The sequence below is a fragment of the Salinibacterium sp. SWN1162 genome, assembly GCF_015864675.1.
In the GTDB taxonomy this organism is placed as follows: Bacteria; Actinomycetota; Actinomycetes; order Actinomycetales; family Microbacteriaceae; genus Rhodoglobus.
This window is the reverse complement of sequence record NZ_JADYWT010000001.1, coordinates 1,049,818-1,061,908: the sequence shown is the minus strand read 5'-3', so window position 1 is coordinate 1,061,908 and position 12,091 is coordinate 1,049,818. Positions and strand designations below refer to the sequence as shown.

The window sequence follows — 12,091 nt, the reverse complement described above, 5'->3', positions numbered from 1 at the left end:
CATCGGCATCCTCCTCCCGCAGCAGTCGCGTGTACTGCGATTGCGGTAGTCAGGTGCCTACCGCAGGCTGATTCGCTCGTTCGCTCAGACGAGGATGCTTGTGGTTATGAAAACGCCCATCATCCGAGTCAAGGATGTCCATAAGTCCTACGGCCGCGGCCCCAACCGTTTCGATGCCCTCAAGGGCGTCTCCTTCGACATCAACGAAGGCGAGAGCATTGCTATCATCGGCAAGAGTGGTTCTGGCAAGTCGACCCTCATGCACGTCCTCGCACTGCTCGATGCTCCGACATCCGGAAGCATTGAGCTTGAAGGCGTCGAGACGAGCGCCCTCCACGGCAAGAGCCTCAACCAGGCACGCAATAAGACGTTCGGGTTCGTGTTCCAGCAGTTCTTCCTCACCGCTAATTCCTCGGTGCTCGAGAACGTGATGCTGCCGATGAAGATTTCTGGCGTGAAGCGCAGCGAACGTAAGCAGCGCGCCCTCGCTGCCCTTGAACAATTGGAAATGGCTGACAAAGCCGGCAACAAGGCAGTGAACCTGTCGGGTGGCCAGAAGCAGCGCTCAGTCATTGCGCGCGCTCTCGTCAACAACCCGCGCATCATTTTCGCCGATGAGCCCACGGGAAACCTCGACACCGCCACGGGCGCTGTTGTCGAAGACATCCTCTTCAACTTGAACCGCGAACACGGCATCACCCTCATCGTCGTCACCCACGATGAAGACTTGGCTGCTCGCTGCGACCGCCGCCTCTACATTCGCGACGGCCTGCTCGTCAACGACACCACGGAGGTGGCCGCATGAAAACTCTCGACCTCTTCACCACGGCGGTAGCAAATACCTTCCGTGCTAAGACCCGCACGATCCTGACCATCTTGGCGATCTTCGTTGGCGCGTTCACGCTCACCATCACCAACGGTTTAGGCACCGGCATTAACCAGTACATCGACGACACCGTGACCTCGATCGGCGCTGAAGATGTCATGACTGTCTCCGTGACGCCGGATGCCGGCAGCGGCTTCGGCCCCACCTCAGGCCCCACCGAATATGATCCTGATGCGGTCTCCAGCGGCGGGTTCGGGCCCAATGAGGGCGGAACCGTTGTTGCGCTCACCCCCGACGATCTCGACACGATCGCCGATGTCGACGGTGTACTGAGCGTCGAAGCGACCAAGTCGATCACGCCCGACTGGATCCAGTACGGCGACGGCACCCAGTACGTCACCTCCGTTGGTGGACTCGTTACTGGCCAGAGCGTGCAGCTTGCTGCCGGTGCAGAACCGGATGCTGCCTCCGACGCGTTCGAGCTCGACCTCCCTGTCTCTTTTGTCGAGCCTTTGGGCTTCGCGGATGCTGATGCAGCCGTCGGCGAAACCCTCACGATCGCCATCACCGATGCCGAGCGCACCCAGCACCTGGTGGATGCCACCATCGTGGGAGTCGCTGAAGAAAGCGTCGCCGCTCCGGGCGCTGGCGGTCTCGTCGTGAACGCTGCCCTGACCGACAGCCTCTACGACACCCAAAACATCGGCTTACCGGATGACCAGCTGGAGCGTTACGCCGAGGCGAGCATCCGCTTCGATCCTGCCGCCACCGATGCTGACGTGACCGCGTTGAAAGACAATCTTGCGGATGCCGGTTACACCGGTACAACCGTTGCCGACCAGCTCGGCACGGTCAAGACGATCATCGACGCCATCGTTCTCGTGTTGAACGCCTTCGCCATCATTGCTCTGCTCGCCGCCAGCTTCGGCATCGTGAACACCCTATTCATGTCGGTGCAGGAACGCACCCGCGAAATCGGCCTCATGAAAGCTATGGGAATGGGCAGCGGAAAGATCTTCGGACTCTTCAGCCTCGAAGCCGTGTTCATCGGCTTCCTCGGCAGCGCCATCGGAGCCGGAATCGGGATGCTCGCCGGAACCGCCATCAGCTCCGTGCTCTCCGGTGCGGTGCTCTCGGACCTCCCCGGACTCACACTGATCGCATTCGACCCGCTCTCGATCACCGTCATCATCCTCGTCGTCATGGCTATCGCGTTCCTCGCAGGCACCCTGCCCGCCGCCCGCGCTGCCAAGGCCGACCCGGTGGAGTCGCTGCGGTACGAATAGCCACTCAGCTCGTCGAACGACAAGGCCGCCGTCAGAACGGAACGACGCTCACCTCGACCGGTCGGGATTCGCTTCAGCGACAGCTCGTACGAGTGCTGTCGCCTCTACCGACTGGTTGCCCGTCGTACCTGAACCGTCAACCGCAGTGAAGATACTATCCACCTCTTTGACATTCTACAGATGCGCCGCGGCTTGATAACAGGGGTATACGGGGTCAGCATTGCCCTCCTGAGCGCGACGATGCCCCTATGCTGTAGCCGTGCGCGACCTGGTCCTCATGGAAGTAAGACTCCCGCCGATCGATTGCGCTCGAATCGTTTCGCAGTCAGAAGTAGCTAGCTGTCGCCCGAGTGGGGCATACGTAAAAATAACGATTCAGGCGACGCCTCCGGTCGGCGAGTCCCTCGCCATCTTCGGAGAGTTATAACTACAGCCTTAAGCTCCGACGGGATCTGACGCGGAAGCCGCCGCATACTTTACCGGCATCGCGCGGCGGCAGCCGTCAACCGAACCGGGGGATATGGAGTTCGAGATACTTCAATTATCGACAGGCATCGGGACTTCATTGGTCTCCTCCGCAGCCTCCTCATTTGGGGCAGTGGCAGAGATCGGAGCCACCTGATGGTCGGACGATTCGAGGATCACACCGACCGAAAATCCGGCCAGAACAGTTACGAAAGTGCGATGACGATAACGAATCTTTCCCTAAACATAGATGCCCCTCTAGGTCGCTCAACGAACCAGCGTGACTCTAGCGGTTCGCAACGCGGTTGGTGCGGGCTACGGCATGTGCTGTAAGAGGAGTAGCACGTGTATCGAAATTGAACACCAGACTGAAGTCAATCTACGGATGTTCTCGTATCCTCGGTGCTCATTCCCGCATGAGTTCGATTGGGCCGAAGCTCAACACTAAGAATCAGACATCACCAGCGCAGTCGTCCAGCAACAGTAGTTTCGTAATTGCCGCCATCACAATCTTAATCTCGCATGAGAATTGCCTATCTCAACCGAGTGGCACCGGGGTCACGGCCCTCCTAGTACACGCGCACTTCTCGACCCATCCCCGCGAGAGCAGATTTTGATACGCGGCCGCTTCTCATCCGCAGTTGTGATGTCGATGTCAGGATTGTATACTGTCAGCAATCGACTGGTGACCTTGCAAGGCACCCAGCACGGAGGAGTTTTGTATGCCGGCACCAACCAATCAGACGGCCACACCATCACAACCCCAGCAGAATCGCGCTCCTGAGCTCCCGCCAGCTCAAAGCGATCGAGTCACTCGTACTCACCTTGCGTTCCGAGAGGCGGAACCTGGTATGTCAGTTCGAGAAGCCGACCAATTCCTAAAATTAGACGGCGGCGGGCACGGCCTACTTGATACCACCCATTTCGATACCGTCCGCTTCCCCCCTCCAGAATGGGCAAGTTCCGCGATTCAGGAGGCCGTGTCCAATGGAGCCTGGGCATACACGCCGTATCGCGGTGATCCGGAGGTCCTGCAGAATCTCGCGGATTCGATCAGTAGTTTCATGGGATCGAGGGTCTCGGCGGATCAACTCGCCCTAACGCCAGGCACCCAAGGAGCTCTTTTCACCACGTTGTCGGCACTGGTCGATGAAGGCGACCTCGTACTTTTGGCCGATCCTGACTATCTTTTTTGCGAGCGCATCTTGGCATTCCTAGGAGCCCGAGTCGAGCGCGTTCCACTCGATCTGACCGGCCCCGAACCCACTCTTGACCTTGAGGTGATCGAGCAGTTCATGCCGGAACAGCCGCGGTTACTGCTGTTCTCCCATCCGAATAATCCGACGGGTGCGGTGTACCCGGAATCGATGATTGCTCGCATTGCTGAACTGGCTGTAGAGGGCGGCTTTCGGGTGCTGGTCGATGAGTTGTACAGTCGTCTGGTTTACGGCACCGTACCCTTCCCTCACCTGCGTTCACAGAAAGGCATGGAGGACCGCGTGATCACGTTACTCGGTCCCTCGAAGACCGAATCCATGAGCGGCTTCCGAATTGGGGTTGTCGTGGCTCCCGAGGATGTAATCGCTTCGGTCGAACAAACGCTTGCGATGACCTCGCTGCGCGCTCCTGCATACGCGCAGCGAGTTTTGGCGAAATGGCTCTCCGACGATGATGACTTTCTTCAGCAACGTATCGCAGACCTTGAATCCATCAAGAACGATACGGTCGCGGCGCTTTCCCAAGTTCCAGGCGTCAAGCTTTCCCCCCAAGCTGGTACCGCCTACCTGTTCGTTGACGTTTCCTCCTTTGGAGTTTCGGACGTTGAGGTGGCCCGTGCATTGCAACAGGAAGCTCATGTTGTTGTTTCACCCGGCTATCAGTTTGGCCCGCGAGGTAGCGGCCACTTCAGGGTTTGCTACGCGCGTGATGAAGCAGAATGGGCCGGCGCACTTGAAAGAATGGTGGTTTGCCTGACAGGGTTGGCGAATGGCGCAGGGATCTTTGGGCCATGAGTTCTCCACCAACGGCGGCGGGCGATTATGCGGTTGCTCGCCTCACCGGTGAGTGGGTTTATACCGCAGGCATGACGCCCCGCATTGATGGCGTACTCGTGGTCACAGGTCGAATCGGCGAGGAAGTCAACCAGGACAACGGCTGCTACGCTGCAACTGTCGCGACCATGCGTGCGCTCGAGGCGGCCGAGTCGGTTGTTCCTGAGGGGCACGCGCTGACCGATGCAGTCTCTCTAACGGTCTACTTGTCTGTGGCGCCCACGTTCACTCGCTTGAGCTCCGTCGCAGACGCAGCTAGCGCAGTTCTCGCGTCGCGCTTCCCGGGCACGCTTGCCCCTGTCAGGGCCGCCATCGGCGTCTCGATGCTGCCGGGCAATGCGCCAGTAGAGGTGCAGTTGATCGCTCGAGTGACGTAGAGCTAACAGGCATCATGCCTCCCGCGAAACGGGGCACACTACGGCTGCCAACAGCGGCTGTTCTTATCCACGCGCTAATGCCCGCGAATCCTCAGCGGCTTGCCCCGCAAGTAGCAGAGGATTCGCGGGTCGTTCAGTAACCTCTGTCGGCGTTGAAAACGTTGATCATTGGCTGACCTCGTTGAAAGCGACCGAGGTTCTCAATGAACAGGGCCGTCAGCGTCTCATTCTCCGTTTCCACCGTCGCCGCCGAGTGGGGAGATATTATGACATTGTCAAGATCCCACAAGGCTGACGTTTCAGGTAACGGTTCCTCGCGGACCACATCGAGGGCCGCACCAGCAAGACGCCCCTCGCGCAACGCCGCAATGAGCGCGTCTTCGTCCACAGTCTGCCCCCGGGAGATGTTCACGAATATCGCGTGTTCAGGTAAGGCATCTACTCGTGCGGCGCTGATCAGCCCTTCTGTTTCGGGAGTGAGAGCGGTGCACATGATAAGCACGTCCGTCGTTGGCAACTCGGAGTCGAGCTGCGAGATGTCAGTTACTCGCACTTTGTCCGGCAACTCATACGATCCCCCGACTCGCCCTACAGCGGTCACTTTGGCACCGACCGAATCGAATATCCGAACAACGTTGGCCCCCATACCACCAATGCCTACAACAGTGACTCGCCTCCCGGCCAGTTGGCTCGCAGTGTAACGCTCCCAGCGGTGAGCGCGCTGCTGAGCGCGCAAGCGGGGAAGATCTTTAACAAAGTACAACACTCCGGTCAGCGCGAACTCCGCCAGTGGAACCGCGTGCACCCCGCCCGCCGTCGTTGCAACTAGATTGCTTTGATCGAGCCCCGTCCTTTGCATGAAACCACCAATTCCCGCGCTGGTGGCCTGGATCCATCGCAGGTTTGGAGCCCTCGTAGGAAGTGATGTCGGGTCTTGCCAATCGAAATCGAACGACACATCTGCGCTGGCGAGCATGGCATCCCAGCGCGCTTGGTCGGCCGCAGAAAGATCTGGTCTGGGACCATCATGGTCTGACACGTACTCTGGAATTGGCAGAAGTTCCGGTTCGTACATCACCTCGATCTCCGGATGAGCATTCCGAATTGCCGCGATGTGTTTCGGCTCGAGATAGCTGGCGATCAGAACCTTCATGATCCTCCTCTTATTAGCGCTCCGATGAGCGCTTCGATAACTAGCATTGGGATGGGCTGTGAACCAATCATGAACCGGACGCTTCGAGCATTGCAGTGGTTATGGCGGGGCGAGCTATGCCGTCACCAGAAGTGGTGCCGCCCCAGAGCCGGAAATTGAGGGCAGCAGCTGGGCCACTGAGCAATGGCACAAATCCGGGCCCGTGTCCGGGAAGAGGTGAACCACCGTGCCCAATGGCGCCAAGGGTCACCCAGCTTCGTCGATAGCCCATGTTGTGACGCACATCGAGGTCGCGAATCACGAACAGATCCCCTAAGCGCATACCCGACTCACCCAGCTCCGAAGAAGTCTTGACGACAGCGAGGTCGACATCCCATTGGTGGGCAGGGCGCCCAATTCCGTTGCCGCACACTTTTGACGGCAGCTCCCCCACCACGTCGAACACGGTCACACCATCGACCACAATTTTTGGCAGCCGGTCAAACAAACCTGGCGATAGGTTGAGCATCGCGATATCAGCATGGAGCGACTCCGGCCGAGAACCTTGCCCGACGGCATGCACGACAACCTGATCGCCCGGAAGCAGAGCCGCCATCACTCCATCGTCGAAGGCGACGATGACCCGCCCGGCCTCCCCCCGCTTGGCAACCACGAATCCGGTTGCGCCAGTCGCCGCGCCCGAGCGCACTGAAGCCCGGTTTCCAATGCACGCGAACGAAGTTAAACCGAGTCGAGCGCCGGGGTCCGGGTGAACAAGGGTCACCCCTGCTGCGGCATGATCGGTGTCGGTTGCGAAGACTGAATCTCCCAGATGCACCCCGAGGACAATCCCGCCGTCACCAATGGGGACATAGGGATGACCATCACGGTCGACTCGGTAAGAAACCATCGGAGTCAGCGATGCGTGCTCCACGAAACCGAGGAGATTATTGCTAATTGCTTTCTTCATTCGTGTCCCCCGGTAATCTTGTGTCGCGCTCCAAGGCTAGCGAGCCCATGCGCGAGATTTGCTCCATCGTCCTCGACAATCGTGAATGCGGAGGCAGGCCCTGTGAGCAGTGTTGAAGGACCCGGCCCATGTCCGAAGAGTTGGCATTCGCCAGTAGAGATGACACCGATACTGACCCAACCCGGGCGAAAACCACGACCGAACGAATGGTCCTGGTCCTCAAGAACCACTAGGTCACCGATCTTCAGAGATTCAAGGCCGAGCGAAAGATCTTCGGAAAGTCCAGGATAAGCTCCCATTAAATCAGTGTTGGCGAACTCCGAAAGCATTCCACCCCCCGCTCCGGCGGCCTCAGCCGGGACGCGCATGGCCACCCTCACTTCGAGGGTTCCATCCGCATGATCGCGAAACGGAAGATGAGGCAAAAGTTCAGGATCAAGATTTTTCACGACTACAGTCGGGTGGTCCAAGAAACGGAGACCCTGACCTCGTGCTTCGATACTCACGAGGTCGCCCGTAGCGATTCCCTCAAGCGACTCATCCGAAAAATCAGCAAGCACGTACGCATGCTGCCCAGTGACAAATCCTTTGCTGCCCGCTGCAGGCCCTGAACGCACAGTTACCCTGTTTCCGACGCAACTCAAGAACTGGAGGGCCGCATCGGCTTCTTCGTCAGACTGACGAATGGATAGCCCGGGCTCAAGATGATCGGTGGCATAACCCGTGGCTGGATCGCCCACGCGGGCCCCCATCGTCACCCCGCCCATCCCAGGAAGGATGAACGGATGGCCATCCGGATCGACTCGATATCCGTGTCGATCCGCTTGCGGCGGCCAGACCTCACCCATAAGAATTTGCGTCACCAAGCGTTCGCTGTTGGTTCGAATAGTCATGTTCAGCTTTCCCTTGCTACAGGTGGCGTTCCGAGAGCGAATCCCCGCACGCGGATGGGAGGCGCAGTCGCTGAACCGTTGAAAACGTTCATCAAGGGTTGGCTGAGCGATGTCGAGCCGACTCCATCAACACGCGCAAGAGAGTCGAGCACGCTGACCGTAAAGCGCTGCGACTCAACGGGAAATGTCAGTCTGCCGTTCTCGATCATGAAGCAGGCATCCCGTGTGACACCCGTAATAATCGAGCGCGTTGGATCGACAGTTCTCGTGTACCAGAAGCGCTGCAGGTACACCCCGCGTTCGATTCCGGCGATCAGTTCCAGTTCGGAACTGTTCGCCTGCCGAAGAACCACATTCATCGGAATGGCATGGGGCGCCTCTTCTCGTGCGATGTGAAAATTTCCGGTGGGAGCAGTTCCGAGGGCAAAGGCCGTCTCGCGATCGGTGACTACATCTGCCACTCGCCCACGATTCAGGAGCGGCACATCCTGCTTTCTTACTCCTTGGAAGTCGAACGGGAACGGCAATCCGACGTCTGCGGTGGCATCATCGTGGACCGACACTAGTTCTGAAGCAATCTGTTCGCCTGCACGGGCCGCAGGTGTGCCAACGCCCGCTGATTTGTCGCTTCCGGTGAAGCCGAACTCCCCGAAGAACTCCAACAGTTCACCGGCAGCGAGCGCACCGAGCACGACATCGTACTGTCCCGGCGGCAGAGATTGCCGGTTCCGAGAATCTGATGCTTCGCGGAGCGTTCGTTCGATAGCGCCTGGTGCATACAGCCGCTCCGACGAACGCGACATGTCCATCCAATGCGATGACCCGTCATCGACTCGAACGGTCAGGGACCCTTGCGCCTCGGTCGCTGCTGCATAGCTACTGACTGCATCTTCACGGTCGTGGAATGCCACTTCGGTAACTGCGCGGCCGAACATTCCCGCAGCAACGCCGCCTAACTGGCCGGCGCTCGACATGGCTTGATCGGCTAGCGCAACATGCGAGCCCACGTCCCAACCAACAGTGTCCTCGCCCCAGAGCAGGGCACCTGAATCCATACAGGACACGTTCCCTAGGTCGGCGCTTGACCCTCTCTCCGCTCTCGCTGGCGCTTTCGACATGCCACGTTCACTCTGCTCACGAGCTGACGCGCTCGCTGTAGCAACTGCCCGGTCGAGGCCGACTATGGAGCTAGCAGCCGCCAGAGATGCCCTGCCGTTCACCTCGGCCCGCACCATGAATTGGACCTCGTCAATTGCCTGGCTTTGATGCACTCGTCGGCCCGCAAAGCGAGTGAACTCACCCCTGCGACCGGTGACGAAAGCCTCGATCCGATCCGCTGGTGCGTCCCTGAGGGCGCTTTCCAGCGCCTCCACCGCGCGGTCGTGACCGATTATCGGACCAAACTCAGCTTTCTGCTGCCCGTTCATCTGTCCACTCCAATCCGCACGTTGCGCACAAGGGTCGGTGATGCACCGTGTCCCAGGAAGCCCCACTGTTTGGGCTCTCCCTTTCCGCAGGGCATCCCGAATGCCTTGAACTCCTCCGGACCGGCGATGGCTTCCACGGACTGCCAGAACTCTGGAGTCGTTCCGCCATACGAGAAGCCACGCAATAGTCTGCCCCGCTTTCCATTCTTCACTTCGTAAGCCACCTCGGTCCCGAACTGGAAGTTGCTTCGTCGTTCATCGATCGACCAGCTGCGGTTATCGTCTATGTAGTAGCCATCTCCGAGCCGCTCTTCCAGTTCGGTTGTCGAGCCTGTCCCCGGCTCGAGGAACACATTGGTTGCGAAACAGACCGGGGTATAGCCCCAACCATCAGAGCGAGCAGCTCCGATCGACGGCATACCGATGCGAGCGGCCGAATCCCGAGTAGACAGAAAATTACGGACAATACCCTTCTCAATCAGTACCTGCCGTGTCGCCGGCACACCTTCGTCATCGAAGGCAAACGATCCTCGCGTTCCTTCAACGGTGGGGTCCGAGGTGATATTAACGGCCGGAGAGCCGTAACGAAGCCTGCCTATCGCGTCCGCCCCAATGAAAGAGGTGCCAGCATAATTAGCCTCATCACCGAGGATGCGGTCAAGTTCAAGAGCATGCCCGGTTGATTCGTGGATTTGCAAAGCCATCTGCGCCGGGCCGATGATGATGTCAGCAAAACCGGAGGGCGCCTGTGGCGCCGTGAGCAGCTCCACGGCCTCGCGCCCGATTCGATCTGCCTCTTCGACCATACTCAGTCCAGCCACGTATTCCCAGCCCGCTTGGGCTGTGTTTCCGTGGAAGGAATTGGGAAATGACCGCCGCTGCACCGTTCCATTCCCTGCGGCACTCACTAGCGCCATCGCCCCAGTTTCCATGAGGTGCTGGTGCTGCATAGAGCCTTCGGTATTCGCGAAATGCCTATGCTGACGCTTCGCGTTCAACCCCGCCTGTGCCATCACAACGGCTTTTGGCGCGCTCGCGGAATCTAAGATTTCGGCGAGCAGTTCCTGTCTGACCGAGGACGAGACCGCGAAGGGATCACAAATAACTTGTGTTTCATACCGGCCTCTGGTCGCTGCCAACGGCGCCAGTTCCGTACGGTATGCATTCGTCACCTTCGAGGCATTCCGAGCATTTGACAATGCGCGATGGCCAGCGACGACAACGTCTCTGGGGTCCTCGATTGGCACCGAGGCGAACCCCCAGCTGCCGCGATAAAGCACCCGAATGCCGATGCCAAGGTTGTTTTCCACCCGTTCGTCAAGACTGGACTCCAGCGTCTTGTATAGGCGAAGTTCTTCTGCTTCGATCAATCGCGCGTCTGCATACGACACTCCCTCTACATCCACTGACGCAAGAGCTTCTTCGAGCATTCTTTTGGCAATTCCATCGTCAGCAAGCACGCCCCACATGTGCGCGGGCTCGACCTCAATTGGCGCCCCTTCCGCCGGATTCATGCGCGCCCCATACCGGCTTGTGCTGACGAGCCAGATAGCGGAAAATCACACCACGCCCGGTCCCTGAAAGACTTCTCAAAGGCATTGATGGTTTCCTGCACTAGGGCGCCCTGCACAAAGTCCCCTTGGTTCACGGAGTCGCCTGACAGTATCTCTGTGGTGAAGTCTTTGCATAGATTCGAATAAAAGAGGAACGGCCAGTCTTCTGTTGACGCTCCGTCCTCGGGAAAGAAAGCCTCCGGAATTTCGATCTCTTCAAATTCAACCTGATCCTTTTTGGCCACTTTGATGGTCTGGCAGATACCACGCTCCTCCACCAGGCGAACGATGATCGCGCCTTCCGACCCGTATATCCGAGCTTCGATCCCTGGGAAGTTGCCGACCGTGACGTAGGAGGACTGGATCGAGCCGAGTCTGTTGTGTTCAAACTCCGCGATCCACATATCTCCATCGTCAATGTTCATCCGATGCATTGAACCTGTTTCTCTGACCATCCGCTCAGGCACGAAGTTTCGCATCGTGCCCACCACGGCGGTCATCGGAGCGTCCAACCACCAGTGCATGATGTCGATGATCGGCGCCCCGTAGCCTTCAATCGAGGAGACTGCGATCACCGACGTGTCAGCATCGGTTTCCGCTTGACGTAGGGGAGTTTGGGGGTCTAGCCATTGGCTGTTTTGTTCGTACCCGTTGAAGATGTAGGGCTCGCCTATGAACCCCTGATCGATGAGGTGCTTAGCGTATTGGATGGCCGGTGCGAATCGAAATGTGAAGCCAAGCTTCGTCTTGACGCCTTTCGCAGCCGCGAGTGCGGCAGCGCGCCTAGTCTCCGTGTAGTCGCTGTTGACTGGCTTCTCGCAGAGCACGTGCTTACCTGCCGCAATTGCGGCCATGGATATCTCGAAATGCATCGCATTTCCGGTGGCGACATCGATGACGTCAATCGACGGGTCGTCCAGTAGCTCTCGGTAGTTGGTCACCGTGCGCTCAATGCCGAAATCCTTCGCTGCGGCTTTCAGCGCCTCCTTGTCGATATCGGCAAGGGCGACGACCTCGACCCGCGGGTCGCGCTGCCAGCCGGGAATATGGGAGCTCACGGCCCAATGGCCAGCACCGATGACGGCGACTCGGAGTTGCTTTTCGGTCATAG

Annotated in this window: 10 protein-coding genes; 4 read left to right on the top strand and 6 right to left on the bottom strand. The window is 58.7% G+C overall.

Features of this window, described 5'->3' with window-relative positions; translation table 11 throughout:
* Positions 1-106: 106 nt before the first annotated feature.
* From I6E58_RS05005 to I6E58_RS04990, 4 genes are all read left to right on the top strand, one after another.
* Positions 107-805, top strand: a complete 699-nt coding sequence (locus tag I6E58_RS05005; protein WP_197131058.1) for an ABC transporter ATP-binding protein — start codon at positions 107-109, stop codon at positions 803-805.
* Positions 802-2,112, top strand: a complete 1,311-nt coding sequence (locus I6E58_RS05000; protein WP_197131055.1) for an ABC transporter permease — start codon at positions 802-804, stop codon at positions 2,110-2,112. Before I6E58_RS05005 ends, I6E58_RS05000 begins: the two co-directional genes overlap by 4 nt.
* 1,316 nt (positions 2,113-3,428) lie before the next feature.
* Positions 3,429-4,589 (top strand): pyridoxal phosphate-dependent aminotransferase, encoded by a 1,161-nt coding sequence (locus tag I6E58_RS04995; RefSeq protein ID WP_197131053.1) that lies wholly within the window; start codon positions 3,429-3,431, stop codon positions 4,587-4,589.
* A complete protein-coding gene (locus I6E58_RS04990; RefSeq protein WP_197131050.1) occupies positions 4,586-5,005 on the top strand; it encodes a RidA family protein in 420 nt (139 codons plus the stop codon). The genes I6E58_RS04995 and I6E58_RS04990 overlap by 4 nt, the downstream gene beginning before the upstream one ends.
* Before the next feature lie 133 nt (positions 5,006-5,138).
* Here I6E58_RS04990 and I6E58_RS04985 read toward each other — a convergent pair whose 3' ends face one another.
* From I6E58_RS04985 to I6E58_RS04960, 6 genes are all read right to left on the bottom strand, one after another.
* On the bottom strand, positions 5,139-6,158 hold the full coding sequence (locus I6E58_RS04985) for a D-2-hydroxyacid dehydrogenase (protein WP_197131047.1): 1,020 nt from the start codon (positions 6,156-6,158) through the stop codon (positions 5,139-5,141).
* A 67-nt stretch (positions 6,159-6,225) separates the two neighbouring features.
* Entirely contained in the window at positions 6,226-7,107 is an 882-nt protein-coding gene (locus I6E58_RS04980) for a DUF4438 domain-containing protein (RefSeq protein ID WP_197131045.1), read from the bottom strand.
* Positions 7,104-8,000: a DUF4438 domain-containing protein gene (locus I6E58_RS04975; protein ID WP_197131042.1), complete on the bottom strand. Its 897-nt coding sequence runs from the start codon at positions 7,998-8,000 to the stop codon at positions 7,104-7,106. Before I6E58_RS04975 ends, I6E58_RS04980 begins: the two co-directional genes overlap by 4 nt.
* 2 nt (positions 8,001-8,002) lie before the next feature.
* Positions 8,003-9,055, bottom strand: a complete 1,053-nt coding sequence (locus I6E58_RS04970) for a metallopeptidase TldD-related protein (RefSeq protein WP_231595144.1) — start codon at positions 9,053-9,055, stop codon at positions 8,003-8,005.
* 368 nt (positions 9,056-9,423) lie between these two features.
* Entirely contained in the window at positions 9,424-10,941 is a 1,518-nt protein-coding gene (locus I6E58_RS04965) for a TldD/PmbA family protein (protein WP_197131037.1), read from the bottom strand.
* On the bottom strand, positions 10,938-12,089 hold the full coding sequence (locus I6E58_RS04960) for a Gfo/Idh/MocA family protein (RefSeq protein ID WP_197131035.1): 1,152 nt from the start codon (positions 12,087-12,089) through the stop codon (positions 10,938-10,940). The genes I6E58_RS04965 and I6E58_RS04960 overlap by 4 nt, the downstream gene beginning before the upstream one ends.
* Positions 12,090-12,091: the final 2 nt, after the last annotated feature.